Source organism: Clostridium sardiniense (assembly GCF_019753795.1).
In the GTDB taxonomy this organism is placed as follows: Bacteria; Bacillota; Clostridia; order Clostridiales; family Clostridiaceae; genus Clostridium; species Clostridium sardiniense.
This window is the reverse complement of the sequence record NZ_JAIKTU010000009.1, coordinates 74,790-90,099: the sequence shown is the minus strand read 5'-3', so window position 1 is coordinate 90,099 and position 15,310 is coordinate 74,790. Positions and strand designations below refer to the sequence as shown.

At 28.3% G+C, this 15,310-nt stretch carries 21 protein-coding genes; 20 read left to right on the top strand and 1 reads right to left on the bottom strand.

All coding sequences use genetic code 11. The features are described 5' to 3' along the window. The first annotated feature begins 17 nt into the window (after positions 1-17). A complete protein-coding gene (locus K5V21_RS11980) occupies positions 18-308 on the top strand; it encodes a Dabb family protein (RefSeq protein ID WP_221861441.1) in 291 nt (96 codons plus the stop codon). Between the two features lie 94 nt (positions 309-402). Here K5V21_RS11980 and K5V21_RS11975 read toward each other — a convergent pair whose 3' ends face one another. Beyond that, positions 403-816, bottom strand: a complete 414-nt coding sequence (locus tag K5V21_RS11975) for a hypothetical protein (RefSeq protein ID WP_221861440.1) — start codon at positions 814-816, stop codon at positions 403-405. 247 nt (positions 817-1,063) lie between these two features. On the opposite strand from K5V21_RS11975, the gene K5V21_RS11970 reads away from it, so the two are divergent. The 19 genes from K5V21_RS11970 (at position 1,064) to K5V21_RS11880 (ending at position 15,170) form a co-directional block, all read left to right on the top strand. Further along, complete coding sequence (locus K5V21_RS11970) at positions 1,064-1,444, top strand: NADH-quinone oxidoreductase subunit C (RefSeq protein ID WP_221861439.1); 381 nt, start codon at positions 1,064-1,066, stop codon at positions 1,442-1,444. Positions 1,445-1,454: 10 nt separating this feature from the next. Beyond that, positions 1,455-2,537: a hydrogenase large subunit gene (locus K5V21_RS11965; RefSeq protein ID WP_221861438.1), complete on the top strand. Its 1,083-nt coding sequence runs from the start codon at positions 1,455-1,457 to the stop codon at positions 2,535-2,537. A gap of 5 nt (positions 2,538-2,542) precedes the next feature. After that, on the top strand, positions 2,543-2,884 hold the full coding sequence (gene hypA, locus K5V21_RS11960; RefSeq protein ID WP_221861437.1) for a hydrogenase maturation nickel metallochaperone HypA: 342 nt from the start codon (positions 2,543-2,545) through the stop codon (positions 2,882-2,884). After that, positions 2,885-3,538, top strand: a complete 654-nt coding sequence (gene hypB, locus K5V21_RS11955; RefSeq protein ID WP_221861436.1) for a hydrogenase nickel incorporation protein HypB — start codon at positions 2,885-2,887, stop codon at positions 3,536-3,538. Positions 3,539-3,548: 10 nt separating this feature from the next. Next, positions 3,549-4,073 (top strand): Na+/H+ antiporter subunit E, encoded by a 525-nt coding sequence (locus K5V21_RS11950; RefSeq protein ID WP_204593728.1) that lies wholly within the window; start codon positions 3,549-3,551, stop codon positions 4,071-4,073. Then, positions 4,070-4,330 (top strand): monovalent cation/H+ antiporter complex subunit F, encoded by a 261-nt coding sequence (locus tag K5V21_RS11945; protein WP_245000708.1) that lies wholly within the window; start codon positions 4,070-4,072, stop codon positions 4,328-4,330. Before K5V21_RS11950 ends, K5V21_RS11945 begins: the two co-directional genes overlap by 4 nt. After that, the gene (mnhG, locus tag K5V21_RS11940; protein WP_221861435.1) at positions 4,327-4,662 is read left to right on the top strand and encodes a monovalent cation/H(+) antiporter subunit G; all 336 of its coding nucleotides are present in this window, start codon (positions 4,327-4,329) and stop codon (positions 4,660-4,662) included. The genes K5V21_RS11945 and mnhG overlap by 4 nt, the downstream gene beginning before the upstream one ends. Before the next feature lie 4 nt (positions 4,663-4,666). After that, positions 4,667-4,918 carry a Na(+)/H(+) antiporter subunit B gene (locus tag K5V21_RS11935; protein ID WP_221861434.1) on the top strand — a complete coding sequence of 84 codons (252 nt, stop codon included), beginning with the start codon at positions 4,667-4,669 and terminating at the stop codon, positions 4,916-4,918. After that, the gene (gene mbhE, locus K5V21_RS11930; RefSeq protein ID WP_204593731.1) at positions 4,915-5,202 is read left to right on the top strand and encodes a hydrogen gas-evolving membrane-bound hydrogenase subunit E; all 288 of its coding nucleotides are present in this window, start codon (positions 4,915-4,917) and stop codon (positions 5,200-5,202) included. Before K5V21_RS11935 ends, mbhE begins: the two co-directional genes overlap by 4 nt. After that, on the top strand, positions 5,192-5,644 hold the full coding sequence (locus tag K5V21_RS11925) for an MnhB domain-containing protein (protein WP_204593732.1): 453 nt from the start codon (positions 5,192-5,194) through the stop codon (positions 5,642-5,644). Before mbhE ends, K5V21_RS11925 begins: the two co-directional genes overlap by 11 nt. Beyond that, complete coding sequence (locus tag K5V21_RS11920; RefSeq protein ID WP_221861433.1) at positions 5,634-5,978, top strand: sodium:proton antiporter; 345 nt, start codon at positions 5,634-5,636, stop codon at positions 5,976-5,978. Before K5V21_RS11925 ends, K5V21_RS11920 begins: the two co-directional genes overlap by 11 nt. Next, positions 5,975-7,828: a complex I subunit 5 family protein gene (locus K5V21_RS11915; RefSeq protein ID WP_221861432.1), complete on the top strand. Its 1,854-nt coding sequence runs from the start codon at positions 5,975-5,977 to the stop codon at positions 7,826-7,828. The genes K5V21_RS11920 and K5V21_RS11915 overlap by 4 nt, the downstream gene beginning before the upstream one ends. 13 nt (positions 7,829-7,841) lie before the next feature. After that, the gene (locus K5V21_RS11910; RefSeq protein ID WP_221861431.1) at positions 7,842-8,798 is read left to right on the top strand and encodes a respiratory chain complex I subunit 1 family protein; all 957 of its coding nucleotides are present in this window, start codon (positions 7,842-7,844) and stop codon (positions 8,796-8,798) included. 9 nt (positions 8,799-8,807) lie between these two features. Beyond that, the gene (locus tag K5V21_RS11905; RefSeq protein ID WP_221861430.1) at positions 8,808-9,242 is read left to right on the top strand and encodes an NADH-quinone oxidoreductase subunit B family protein; all 435 of its coding nucleotides are present in this window, start codon (positions 8,808-8,810) and stop codon (positions 9,240-9,242) included. Between the two features lies 1 nt (position 9,243). After that, positions 9,244-9,633 carry a 4Fe-4S dicluster domain-containing protein gene (locus tag K5V21_RS11900; protein ID WP_221861429.1) on the top strand — a complete coding sequence of 130 codons (390 nt, stop codon included), beginning with the start codon at positions 9,244-9,246 and terminating at the stop codon, positions 9,631-9,633. A gap of 222 nt (positions 9,634-9,855) precedes the next feature. Continuing rightward, a complete protein-coding gene (locus tag K5V21_RS11895) occupies positions 9,856-10,824 on the top strand; it encodes a DUF4003 family protein (RefSeq protein WP_204593738.1) in 969 nt (322 codons plus the stop codon). Positions 10,825-10,841: 17 nt separating this feature from the next. Continuing rightward, a complete protein-coding gene (locus K5V21_RS11890) occupies positions 10,842-11,888 on the top strand; it encodes a DNA polymerase IV (RefSeq protein ID WP_221861428.1) in 1,047 nt (348 codons plus the stop codon). Between the two features lie 101 nt (positions 11,889-11,989). Continuing rightward, positions 11,990-12,664 carry a deoxyribose-phosphate aldolase gene (deoC, locus tag K5V21_RS11885; protein WP_204593740.1) on the top strand — a complete coding sequence of 225 codons (675 nt, stop codon included), beginning with the start codon at positions 11,990-11,992 and terminating at the stop codon, positions 12,662-12,664. Positions 12,665-12,881: 217 nt separating this feature from the next. Next, positions 12,882-15,170 carry an AAA family ATPase gene (locus tag K5V21_RS11880; RefSeq protein WP_221861427.1) on the top strand — a complete coding sequence of 763 codons (2,289 nt, stop codon included), beginning with the start codon at positions 12,882-12,884 and terminating at the stop codon, positions 15,168-15,170. The last annotated feature ends 140 nt before the right edge of the window (positions 15,171-15,310 follow it).

Below are 15,310 nucleotides of genomic sequence, written 5' to 3'. Positions count from 1 at the left end.
TTTAAGAGGTGATTTACATGATAAAACATATAGTAATGTGGAAGTTAAAAGATGAATGCAAAGAAGAGAATGCAAAGAAAATAAAGGAATTATTAGAGAATCTAACTGGAGTTATAAAAGAAATAAAAAATATAGAAGTTGGAATAAATATAAATAAAAGTGATGCAGCTATGGATGTAGTTCTTTATTCAGAATTTAATAATTTAGAAGATTTAGATATATATCAAAATCATCCAGAGCATGTCAAGGCTGGAAGCTTCGTAAAATCAGTAGCAACAGAAAGAAAAGTTTGCGATTTTGAAGTGTAAAATTTAAATATAATAAAAAATAACCCCATTAAGTAAATTAGAAACAGTCTTTTAACTGTGTTTACTTAATGGGGTATATTTTATTCTAAATTTTTTATCTTTGTCTCATTCTTGAAGCTGTTTGTCTAGCTTTTTTAATTTGTGAATGATCTATTGGAATTAAGTCTCTCTTTGTAGTTAAGTTAAGGATGTTTTGAATTTGAATTATCTCTGAATCAGCCTTACCCTTAACACCTTTAAGTCCCATTATCATAACTTTATGACCTTTATTTAATTGGATAAAGTCAGGTTTCTTAAACCATCTCTTTTTCTTGTATCTGCATTTTATAGCGCCTCTACCTGCATCAGGTTTAAGTATTATGTCAACAACTAATTTATGAAAAATTATATAATTCTTTTCTTCAGTTTTAACTGAGATAATAGTCCCTGCAGCACTTGTTATTCTATCACCATATTTTTCGAAATAAGAATCCCTAAAATATTTATCAAATTTATCTTTTAATCCCATAAAAAAAATTCTCCTTTTTAAAAAAATAAGTCCGTTTTTGGAAAAATCCATTATAACATCTAGTATTATAACATAAATAAAAAATTAATAAAATATAAAATTACTAGAACAATGCCTTGTTATATAGTTCTTTAGAGAATTTAGAGGAGTATTTTAATCCATAATGAAGGAATAAATTTGTATCTAGAATAATAAAGAGAATATAGAGGGAAAATTTGATTATTAATTTTAATTAGGAGATTTATATATGCACGATTTTAACAAAATAGAGATTACCTCAAATGATATAGTTAGAATAGCTAAAGAAATGATATGTAAAAAAAGAAGATTGGTAATTATTAATGGATATATAAATGAAAATAAAGAGAATGTTATATGCTATAACTTTGATATTGATGGAAAAATAGATACATACGCTATAGTTGGAGAAAAAGAGATACCATCAATAACCACAATATACGAGGCATCAGCTAGATGGTGCGAAGAAGAGATTGAGGAAATGATGGAAGTTAGATTTATAGGACTCAATAGAAGTGGAAGATTATTTTTGCCGGAAGAATTTAAAGAAGGGGAAGGTCAAATATTAATAATGCCTTTAGAAGAACTTAAAAAATTAAAGGAAAAATAGGAGGTAATAAATGAGTTATATTGTACCACTTGGCCCATATCATCCATCTCTTGAAGAGCCTATACACGTAAAGCTTTTTACAGAAGGGGAAGTAATAAAAGATTCAGAAGTCTTTATTGGCTACAACCATAGGGGAATAGAGAAGTTATGTGAAGAGAAAAATTATATACAAACAATAACGTTAGTAGAGAGAGTTTGTGGAATTTGTTCACACTCGCATACATTAGCATATTGCTTAGCACTAGAAAAAATTCTAGACATTAAAGTTCCAAAACGGGGAGATTATATAAGAGTTATTATCTGCGAACTTGAAAGACTACATTCACACTTTTTATGGCTTGGGCTTGCAGCGCATATAATTGCCTTTGATTCATTATTTATGATGTGTTTTAAAACAAGGGAGAAAATAATGGATATATTAGAGGAAGTGTCAGGAAATAGGGTGAATTATGCTATGAATATTATTGGTGGAAGTAGACGAGATATAGATATTGATAAAATTTCAAAGATTAAGATTATGTTAGAAGAAGTTAAAGAAGAACATAAAAAAATAACTCAAATATATAGTGAAGATAAAATTGTAGAGCTTAGAACTAAAGGTGTAGGAATACTCACTAAAGATGATGCAATAGTTTATGGAGCTTGTGGACCTCATGGTAGGGCATCAGGAATGAAAGATGATGTAAGAGTTTTAGATCCTTATTGCTCCTATGAAGATTTTGATTTTAGATCAATAACATTAAATGATGGAGATGTATTTTCTAGAGTTCTCTTAAGAATATTAGAGATAAATGAAAGTATAAAAATAATAGAACAAGCATTAGAAAATTTACCAGATACAGAAATAAATTTAGGAATTAAAATGATGAAAATTCCTAAGGGCGAGTATCTATCAAGGATTGAGGCTCCAAGAGGTGAAGTGACTTATTATGTAGTATCAAATGGTGGACAAACAAACGGAAGAGTTAATATACATGTGCCTACATTTAAAAATGCAGCAACAGTGCCTATTATGCTTAAAGAAAATACAATCAGTGAAGCGGGACTTATAGTTGCAAGTATTGATCCATGTTTTTCATGTTTAGATAGGTAATATATATGCATGAGCTTTCGGTAACTAAAAGTATATTAAATATCTGTGAGAATGAAGCAGCTGTAGGTAATTTTAAGAAGATAAATAAAATAAATTTATGTGTTGGAGAAATAACAGGGCTAGTTCCAGATTGTATAAATTATTATTTTAATATTATAAGTAAAGGTACAATTGCAGAAGATGCTGTAATAAATATAAAAAAGATAAACCTTAAGATAAATTGCCTAGATTGTAAATATGAAGGAGTAATGGAGAAGAGAGAGTATTTATGTCCCAATTGTAATGGGAGAAATTTTAAGATATTAAATGGTAAGGAATTTTATTTAGAAAGTATTGAGGTGGATTAAATGGAAATAAAAATAGTAAAGCAAATAATGGATTGGAATGAAGAGTGTCACAGTGAATTAAATAATAAGTTAGATAACAATAAAGTTACTATGATAAATGTTATGGGGTCTCCTGGTGCTGGAAAGACTACATTTATATTAAATCTTATAAGAGAATTTAAAAGAGAAGGACTAAAAGTTGGCGTGATAGAGGGAGATATCGCAGGAAAAATAGATGCGGAAAAAATAGCAAAAGAAGGTATTGAAGTTGTTCAATTAAATACAGATGGTGCATGCCATATTGAAGCAGAATCAATTAAGAATATATTACCAAGCTTCGATTTAAAATCATTAGATTTAATTATAGTAGAAAATATTGGGAACTTAGTTTGTCCAGCTGAATTTAATATAGGAGAGCATTTAAAAATAGCTTTATTATCTGTTCCAGAAGGTGATGATAAAGTTGAAAAGTATCCATTGATGTTTGCAAACTCAGATGGATTGATAATAACAAAGAGTGATTTAAAAGATTATTTTGAATTTAGTTATAGCAAGGTTTTTGATGATGCAATAAAAAGAAATGGAAAGATAAGAACTTTTGCAGTTAACTCTAAAATCGATGGATGCTTAAGTGAAGTAAAGGAATGGATTTTAAGTAAAAGAAATAAATCTTAGGAGGATGTTTATGAGGAAATTAAGAAAAATAATACCGGTTTGGATTATTTTATTTATATTTTGGATTGGGTTTACTCTTCAAGATTTCACTTTGACATCAATAAATGTAACAGAAATAGTAGTTGGATTAGTAATATCTTTTTTAGTCAGTGCTTTAACATCGTTGTACTTACTAGAAAATATTTCTTTTAAATTTAGGAAAAAAGGAGCATTAATTGGAATAATTAGGTTTATACCAATTTATTTGTTAGAACTTATTTATGCAAATATAGATGTAGCTAAAAAAGCATTATCTAAAGATATAGATGTATCTCCAGGAATAATTAAATATAAGACAGATTTAGAGTCAGATATGGGACTATATATATTATCAAATTCTATTACATTGACACCAGGAACAATAACTATGGATATATATGAGGAAGATTTAAAAACTAACCTTTATATACATTGTATTGATGTAAAAGATAAACAAGGTGTTATAAATGGTATTAAAAATAAGCTAGAGAACAATATTAGGAGGTTTTTAAGTTGATAGATTCCATAATGATTATAGTTCAAATATTGTTAGGCTTATTAGCAGTTTTTCTTTTATATAAGGTTTTTAAAGGGCCAACAATTATAGATAGGGTAATGTGTGCTGACTGTATAGATATAATACTTGGAGTATTAATGGTAGTATATGGAGCGAAAGAAGAAAGAGCATTGTTTGTAGATTTAGGGCTTGTATTAACTCTATTAGGATTTGTAGGAACAGTTTTGATATGCAAATATCTGGAGGGAAAATTATGATTATAAATTTTATAATTGGTGCATTGATTATAATTGGTATGTTTTTCATTATAGCAGGAGTTATTGGGATATTTAAATTTAAAGATGTATTTTGTAGATTACAGGCTTCAACTAATATATCTACATTAGGAGCTATGTCAATTTTAATTGCTTGTTCAATATATGGATTTTCAAATAATGATATTTCTCTTGGCATGAAGTGTATTATAATAACAATATTTTTACTAATTACTAATCCAGTTGCATCTCATGCAATGACAAGAGCTGCTTATAAAAAGGAAGCTAAGTTATGTGATGAAACTATATGTGACGAATATGGTGGAAGGAAGTAGTATTATGAATTGGTTTAGTTTGCTAAATTTTATAATTATGATTGGAATAATTATAGCTGGAATAGTAGTTTATTTACTGGATGATTTACTTCCATGTATTATTGCAATGGCTGTTCTTGGAGCGTTTATGGCTCTTGAATTTTTAATATTAGGAGCACCTGATGTTGCTATAGCTGAAGGTGCAGTTGGAGCTGTGATAACTCCTTTAATTTTCATTGTAACTCTTAAAAAAGTAAGAGGGGAAGAGAAAAAATGAAAAAAATTATAGTTAAGATTTCTATTATTATAATATCTCTTAGTTTTTTATCAGTAGCTATTGAGATGCAGGGGATGGGATCAACATATGATGGAACTGGAGAAACTATAGTTAAAAATACAATTGAGAAAACAGGCGCTATAAATACTGTTACTGCAACAGTATTTGATTTTAGAGGATATGATACCTTAGGTGAATCCTTTGTACTTTTTACTGCAATTTGCGGAACAACAGCAGTTCTTAGAAAAGCTTTGAAAAAAGGAGATGAATCTAATGGAAGGTAAAGAAAAGGATATAATTGTTAAAATATGTGGAAGTATAATATTACCTTTAGCATTGCTACTTGGGATTTATATAATACTACATGGGCATTTAAGCCCTGGTGGAGGATTTCAAGGAGGAGTAATAATTGCAAGTGCTGTGTCTATATATTATGTAGCATATGGAAGAGAAAAAACATTAAAAATGTTTAATAGCAAAAGACTTAGTAGAATGGAGGAGTTTGGAGCCTTAACATTTATTTTTATTGCATCTCTTGGAGTAATTTATGGAGTATCATTCTTTTCAAATATATTAAGCAAGGGGAATGTTGGAAATATATTCTCATCAGGAACTGTATTTTTTATGAACTTTGCAGTTGGATATAAAGTTTTAGCTGGAATATCTGTTTTAATACTTGTTGTTATTTCATCATTAAAAGGAGAGGAGGAGAGGGATGACTATTAATTATCTAGGCGGATTTTTTCTTATAGTCCTTGGATTAGTAATCATTATTTCAAAAAAGAACCTAATAAAAATAGTTATTGGAATGGGATTATTAGATTATGGAATAAACTTAATACTAATAAGTGTTGGATATAGAATTAATGGAACAGCACCAATATTTTTAAATGGAGTGAAAGATAATAGTGTATTTGTTGATCCTATACCTCAGGCACTAACTCTTACATCAATTGTTATAGGAGCATGTGTAACTACTCTTTCTCTTGCAATAGTTATGAAAATTAAGAAGTACTATAATTCTATTAATGCAGATGAGGTTAGGAGGCTTAGAGGATGAGTACCAGTTCTAATTTACCAGTTATATCTATAATGATTCCGTTTATTGCTGCATTTATAATTGGGCTCATTAAAGAAAAAAATATACAAATAAAAAGAGTAATTTCAATTTTTGCATCTCTTTTATCGTTTATAACTACTTTACTTATGATAAAGCCAATTTTTATAGAAAATAAGATATTAGAGTATTGGATGGGAGGATGGGAACCAATAGATGGAGCATCTATTGGAATAGCATTAAGAGTAGATGCCCTCTCTTTATTTGTTGGAATAATAATTACTGGAGCTTGTCTTATATCATCCATTTATTCTATACGATATATGGAAGAGGATAATGGATTATCTAAATATTATATGTTATCAATGCTACTAACAGGTAGTATGATTGGCTTTGTATTTACTGGTGACTTATTTAATATGTATGTAATGTTAGAGATTATGACAATAGCTGCTATATCATTAACTGCATTTAGAAACCATAAAGGAAAAGCTCTTGAGGCAAGTTTTAAATATGTGGTTATTGGAGGACTTGGGTCATCTTTTATACTTCTTGGAACTGTTCTTCTATATATGGAGACGCATACCCTAAATATACTAGATATATCTAGTAAGTTATCACAAAATGGAGGAGTATATAGCAAAGTAAGTATATTAGCTTTTGTTATGCTTATTGTGGGATATGCAGTTAAAGCTTTTATGGTACCTTGTCATACTTGGCCACCGGATGCTCATATGTCTGCACCATCTTCAATTTCAATGTTATTATCAGGAGTTATGAGTAAAACAGGAGTTTATGGAGTAATTAGAATTTTATTTTTAATATTTTCTTTTACTACAAATAATGCGATAGCCTATTTAATAATAGCATGGGGAATTATAACAATGATACTTGGAGTAACTATGGCATTACTTCAAAGTGATTTCAAAAGACTCTTGGCATTCCATTCTGTATCGCAAATAGGATATATAATAATTGGAATTGGTGTGGCTTTATTTGCGAATGATTGGAGAGGAGACATTGGACTTGCATCATCATTGTTCCATATGATAAATCATGCAAGTTTTAAATGTTTATTATTTTTATGTGCTGGTGCAATTCTTTATAGAACTGGCACAACTAATTTAGATAAGGTCTCTGGTATAGGAAAAAAGATGCCATTTACTATGGGAGTATTTATAGTAGGAGCCTTAGCTATTAGTGGAATACCACCATTTAATGGGTTTAGTTCTAAATGGCTTATTTATTATTCAACTTATAATATTGGAATGCCAATAGTAACAATAGCATGTCTTATTGTTTCAGTTATGACTTTAGCTTCATTTATTAAAGTGTTCTATACAGTTTTTATGGGTACACCTTCAAAAAGTATACTTAAAGTTAAAGAAGTACCTTTTTCAATGAAAGTACCAATGGGACTTCTTGCGGCATGCTGTTTATTATTAGGTTTGTTCTCTGATAATATTATTAAAAATTTTATAAACAAGATTATAGAGAGTATAAGAGTCAGAGCTGTATTTTTAGATTATATTTCTCCATATAATCCTAGTTTATTTTTAATTCTATTTTTCATATTGATACTAGCATTTATAGTACTTCTTAATATTAAAAATACTAGAGTAAGCATAGTGCATGAAAATATAGAAAATAGTAAATTTGAACCTTTTGTTGGAGGGGAAGTAGATTACAATTCTAAATTAGGGTCACACGATATATTTTGGGGAATGAAATACGAATTTAAGGAATACTTTAATATAATAAGGGATGCTCATAGTGGGTGTGTAAATGATTATGCTCTTTGGGTAGTTTTGACATTAAGCTTTATGCTTGTATATTCTTTTATGTTTATGTAGAAGAGGTGAGAAAGTGGAATTTTTTAAATTACTATTTCATGCATTTATATTTCCAGGGGGAATATTCATAATATGCATATCTTTATTAATTTCTGGAATTGATAGAAAATTAGTAGCAAGAATGCAAAGAAGAATTGGACCACCTATATTACAGTCCTTTTATGATATTTTAAAGCTTATTGGAAAAGAAGTAATAATACCTAAATATTCAAATAAAAAAATATTTTTAGTAATGCCGATAGTTGGATTGGTTAGTGTTTGTATTATACCATTACTTATTCCTATCTTTAATAATATCTATATAAGTTTTAATGGAGACATTATTTTTATAATATATTTAATTACTATTTCAGTAATTGCATTAATTGTATGTGGAATAAATTCATCATCAACCTTTGGAAATATAGGTGCATCCAGAGAAGCAGTACTTCTTTTAAGCCTAGAATTACCTATGGTTATATCTATTATTTCAGTATGTATTTTTTCAGGTGAGATATTAGGGATAAATAATAATTTTTTAATGAATAGTATATCTCTTGCGCAGATAAATCAAGGAAGCTTTATGTTTACACTAAAATTACTACCAGCAGCTTTAGCATTTCTTATGATAATTCCAGGAGAAACTGGTGTAATTCCATTTGATATTGCAGAAGGCGAAACAGAAATATGTGAAGGACCATTAGTAGAGTATTCAGGAAGATATTTAGCCATTTTAAAGTTAACTCAATCTATAAAAGGCTTTATTATGTCATCTTTATTTGTATCATTGTTTTTAGGTGGAAATATTAGCAATTATAAAGTTGTTAATATTATTATATTTATAATTTTAACTTGTATAGTTATGTTTTTTTCTATAACGGTTGTAAGAACTGTATTTGGTAGGCTAAAAATAAATCAAGCATTAAAGTTTTATTGGACAATCCCAACAATTTTATCATTAATCAGTTTAATATTAGTTAGCTATTTTTAGGAGGAAGATATGGAAATTCTAAAAAGAGGAATGGAAAAATCACCTTGGATATACCATATAAATACTGGATCATGTAATGGATGTGATATTGAATTAGTTGCTCTTTTAGGACCAAGGTATGACATTGAAAGATATGGTGCAAAGCTGGCCGGAACTCCAAGACATGCAGATATAATTGTAGTAACGGGACCAATTACATCACAGTCAAAAGAGAGAATGCTAAGAGTAATATCACAAGTTCCAGAGCCTAAGGTTATTATGTCTTTAGGGTCATGCCCTATGTCTTGTAATGTATTTAAGGGAAGCTATTCTGTTGAGGGACCTTTAGATAAATGGGTAGATGTAGATGTTTCAGTTGGTGGATGTGCACCTAAGCCTGAGGCTATAATTGAAGGCTTAAAAAAAGCCATAGATATATTAATTAAAAAAAGGAGCGTGACTTAAAATGAAGGTTCCTTTTTTTAGAGAAGCATTTAAAAATTTATTTAAAGCATCTAGTACAAATAAAGAATTAGATCAAAGTAATCCAGAAGGGTATCGAGGGAAAATTAAATTTGATAGTGAAAAGTGTATAGGGTGTGGCTTATGCACAAGGGTTTGTGCTCCATGTGCTATAACAAAAACTACGAAGAAAATAGATGAGAACACACAAGAGATAACTCTAATATTTGATTTAGCTAGCTGCACTTTCTGTGGAATGTGTAGTGATTTTTGTTCTAAAAAGGCAATAACATTAACTAAAGAATCAAATATTATAGTATGTAATAAAGAAGAGCTTATGGTTAGAGGAAGCTTTACTAAAACTATGACTAAGAGAGTAGAAAAGAAAAAATAATATAAAAATGACTAATTCGATTTTTTTGAATTAGTCTTTTTGCGTGAAAAAGATAAATAATATAATTAATTACAAATAAAAGGAAATATATTATTTAGCCATACTATTGTCATAAATAAATAGTATAATAAAAAAGAAAATATTGTAACTAATATTTAAGAGATTAGTTTATAAAATGATATATAATATAGTTAAGCAGTATTTTAAAGGGAGAGGGATATTATGAATAACCTGTTATATACAATTACAAATAGAGTAATAGAAAATTATAAGTTAGCAAAACATAAATTAAGATTTGATGGGGAATATATAAATCATTTTGCATCATTAATATTTGGTGAAGATGAAAATATCAATATAGATAGAATAAAAGAGATTAGAAAATATATAAAATCAAATACAAATAAAATGTCAAGTTTTAGAGGTGACATTCTATATATGATATCTATTCTAATAAGTAAAGAAAATAATTATATTGAATTTTCAAATAGAGTTATGGAAATGAATGAATATTTGAAAGATAACGATTTCAAGGATGGGAATTTTTTAGTTCTATCATCATATGCTCTAGCTAAGCATGCAAAGATAGGTGAAGAAGAAGCTATAATTAATGATATGAAAATGATATATAAATCTTTAAAAAATCAATATGAGGGATTTATAGACGAGGAAGATTATCTAGTATTTGCACTTCTTGCAATTAAGGGCAATAAAGATAAATCTGATATAGAAGACACTAGTAAGTACATCGATAGTATGTTTAATTACTTATCAGACTTAGATTATTATTCAAAAAATGACTTGCAAGGAATAGCTAGTAGTTTACTTTTAAATAGTAGTGCATCAGCACCTTATGAAATAAAAGAATTTATTAAGGCTTTCAATGATAAAGATATGAGAATTGGAGATGAGGTTTTGCCCTTAATAGGTGTAGTTGCAAGAGATGAAGAGATTTATGAGTATTTAAATAAAGTTAAAGAAGTTACAGAATGTCTTTGTGAAGAAGAGGGAGAATACGCTTTTTATATGGATAAGACATTTAGAACATTAATTGCTATAGTTATAGTTGAAATTTATGAAAGGAACAGTAGCTCCTTCTCAAATGAGTATTTAGAGGAATTATTATGCTTCGCCATATATTCCTTTCTTGTCAGCAAAAAGCAAGGGCTATTTGAGGAGGTTTTAGCGTAATAGATGGAATAAATCTAATGGAAAAGGTAATTTTACACGTTGATATGGATGCTTTTTTTGCATCAGTTGAGCAAAAGGATAATAAAGAACTTAGAGGTAAGCCAGTTATAGTTGGTGGAGTTAGTGAAAGAGGAGTAGTTTCAACCTGCTCTTATGAAGCAAGAAAATACGGTGTGCATTCTGCTATGCCAATCTTTATAGCAAGACAAAAATGCCCAAATGGGATTTTTGTTAATGTAAGATATTGGAGATATAAAGAGGTATCAAATAGAGTATTTGAAATATTTAAAGAAGTAACACCACTAGTTGAACCTCTTTCAATTGATGAGGCTTACTTAGATTTATCAGAAGGAAATATTAAAGATGGTAGGGAAGCCGCATTATATATAAAAAAAAGAGTTTTTAAAGAACTAGGATTAACTTTATCTATAGGTATTTCTTATAATAAATTTTTAGCAAAGCTTGCATCGGATTGGAATAAGCCAAATGGAATTATGGAAATAACCAAAGAAATGATACCAAAGGTTTTGTTAAAACTTCCTATATCAAAGATATATGGACTTGGAGCTAAGTCTGTATCTAAACTAAATAATATGGGATTTTTTAATATAGAAGATTTATATTTAGTATCTAAGGAATTTTTATATGAATACTTAGGAAAACAAGGAATAGAAGTATATGAAAGAATAAGAGGTATAGATAAAAGGGAGGTTAAAGTAGTAAGAGATAGAAAATCTATGGGAAAAGAAAGAACTCTTAAAAGAGATACAAAAGATAAAGATGAACTATTAAAATATTTAAAAGAATTCTCAAAAAATATAGCACATCTTCTAAAAGAGAAAGATAAATCAATAAAAACTATAACAATAAAATATAAAACTAGTTCCTTTGAAAATCATACAAGAAGTAGAACGTTAAATGATTATATAAATATGGAAGAAGATATACTAAGAATAGCTAATGAAATTCTAAATGAAGAAGAGTTCTTAGAAGATATAAGACTTATAGGACTTAGTGTATCTTCATTTAAAGAGAGTTTAGAAGAGCAAATTTCATTGTTTTAGTATGTCGTAAAATAGATAATTTAAGATAATAATATTTGACAAAACTGAAGAAAAAGTTCTATAATCACCTTAAAGAATAATTATGTAAAGGAGTGCAAATGATGAGCAAAAATGAATTAGCAAGAATGATAGATCACACTATTTTAAAACCAGAAGCAACAAGTGAAGGGGTTAAAAAATTATGTGAAGAAGCATTAGAATATACATTTGCGTCAGTATGCGTAAATCCTACAAGAGTTAAGGAAGCATATGAAATATTAAAAGATAGTGAAGTTAAAGTTTGTACGGTTATAGGATTCCCTTTAGGAGCCACAACAACGAATGTAAAAGTATTTGAAACTAAAGATGCTATAGAAAATGGTGCAACTGAAGTTGATATGGTTATAAATATCGGAAGACTTAAAGATAAAGATTACGATTTTGTAAAAGAAGATATAAAGGCAGTTGTAGAAGCTGCAAAAGGAAAGGCTTTAACAAAGGTTATAATTGAAACTTGTTTATTAACAGATGAAGAAAAGGTTATAGCTTGTAAACTTGCAAAAGAAGCAGGAGCAGATTTTGTAAAAACTTCAACTGGATTCTCAACAGGTGGGGCTACAAAGGAAGATATTAAGCTTATGAGAGAAACTGTAGGACCAGAACTTGGAGTTAAAGCTTCAGGTGGAGTTAGGTCATTAGAAGATGCTGAGAGTATGATAGAGAATGGAGCTACAAGAATAGGAGCTTCAGCTTCAATTGAAATATGTGAAGGTAAAGTGTCAAATAGTAATTACTAATTGAAAATACTTTAAAATACCTAAGGAGATTAATCTCCTTAGGTATTTTTTTGATTTAAATAGTTACTTATTAGAAATAATTAAACTTATTTGCATTAAATGAAAAAAACTATATCTAAAATCCAATAAATAGAATATTAATATAATATACAACTATAAAGGTAAGGAGGAATTAGCTGAGTTTACTTTTTAAGAGTAAATTTGGGAAAAGCATTATATGAAGAAAGAATTAACTCAAAGTGAAATAATTTATGATGTGGAATATATTAGTGAAGACGAGGAAATAAACTTTAAAGAAATTCCAGAGATAAGCACTCCTTATAAGGAAATAAAGAGAGCTATTAATATAAAGAGGGCTGGGTATAACTTATATATGATAGACTCATTTTCAAACGACAAAATAGATGGGTTAGTTAATTTCATAGATAATGAATATAAATCCTTAGAACCTCCTTCAGATATATGCTATGCAACTCTGAAAGATAGAAAGAAACCTTTTCCTATATTTATTTCTAATGGAAGAGGAAAAGAGCTTAAAAAGGAAATCAAAGAATTAAAAGAAGAATATACAATAAGCTTTTTAGAATTTTTTAATACATCTTCAGACGAGGAAAAAGACGATATAGTAGAAAATATTCATCTTAAAAGGAATAAATATATAAGTGAACTTGTAGAAGTTGCAAAAGTAGATGGATTTGATGTAAAAGCAACTTCAGGGGGATTTGCTTTTATTCCTTTAAGTGAAGGTGAAGTAATGACAGAGAAGGAATATGATGAGCTAGATATAGAAGATAGAGAAGAAATACTTCAAAAAGCAACTAAACTAAAACAAAGAGCAGAAGTTATACTAGATGATCTTAAAGAATTAGAGGTTGGATCTATTGAAAGACTGAAGGTTATTTTTAAGAATTTTATTGATGAAAGAATGGAAAATATAAGAGATGATCTATTACTAGAATTTATAAGAGACGATGACGTATATAATTATCTTGAAAATTTATATAAAAGCATAGAAGAAGAATTAATTGAGAATTATAGTATAGACTTAGAGGATGAAGATACTAAAGTTGAAGAGATATTAGGAAAATATAATATAGAAGTATTAGTGGATAATTCGAATAATGATCATCCAAGAGTTATTTATGAGGATGATCCAAATATCGTAAATCTCTTAGGTAATATCGAATATGAAAGTCAAAATGGTAATTATGTAACGGATCTTTCATTTATAACTCCAGGATCTCTTTTAGAAGCAAATGAAGGATGTGTAATTATTAGATTAAATAGGCTTATACAAAATCCAAATAGTTATTATTATTTAAAGAAGACACTTATGTCAGAAAAGCTTAACCTAGATAGTAATAGAAATTATCTAGAGCTTTTATCTATAAATGGACTTAAGCCTGAACCTGTACCAATAAATGTTAAGGTGATAATAATTGGAGATTATGAAAGTTACAATATTCTTTGTAGCAATGATTATGACTTTAAAAATTTATTCCCTTTAAAGTGTGAAATTAAAAGTGAAATTAAAAATCCTAAGAATATAATTAATGGATTAAAAAAATTCATTGTTGAAAGAGCAGAAAAAAATAAATTATTGAAAATAGAAGAAGCAGGGATTAATTCTATAATAAGATTCTTAGTTAGAGAAGCTTCTAGTAGAGAAAGAATTAATGTAGATGAAAGTAAAATTGATAATATATTAGTTAAAGCTGATAATCTTGCGAAGGAAGATAATGAGGATATAATAGGTAAAAAATATATTGAGAATATAATATATGAGAAAGATAGTATTCTGGATGACTATATGGATATGTATAAAGAAAAGAAAATATTTATTAAGACTGAAGGGAAAGTAGTTGGGAATATTAATGGACTTGCAGTACTAGATACAGGAATTTATAGATTTGGAAAACCACTTAGAATAACTTGCCTGGTATTAAAGGGTGATGGTAGTGTAATAGATATTCATAAAGAATCAAAGTTAAGTGGTAAGATACACGAGAAATCTATACAAACACTAACTGGATTATTGTATAGTATATTATCTCCTTATGAAAAACTTCCTATAAATCTTCATTTAAGTTTTGAACAAAGTTATGGAATGATTGAGGGAGATAGTGCATCTGTTGCTGAAATGATAGCAATGTTATCATCTATAAGTAAGAGAGGTGTTAAACAAAATATTGCTGTAACAGGATCTTTAAACCAATTTGGAGAAGTTCAAGCTATTGGAGGAGTAAATGAAAAGATAGAAGGGTTCTTTAATGTGTGCAAAGAAATGGGAGGATATAAGGGTAAAGGAGTATTGATTCCATCTACTAATAAGGATGAGTTAATATTATGCCCAGAAGTGGAAGCTGCTATAAGAGAAGGTGACTTCCATATATATGAGATGGATGTTTTAGATGATGCTATTGAAACTCTAATATTAGAAGATAATGAAAAGTTAGAAGACTTTTATAAATCAATAAATGAAGAAATAAAGAAATATAAAGAATAAGTATAGGACTACTACATTTAAGGTTTAAAATTTTTATTATGTAGTAGTCTATTTATTTATGACTAATTTAACAACAAAAATTTCCATAAAAAATGCTAATATAATTGACTTTGAATATAAATATATGTTAAAATATGGAA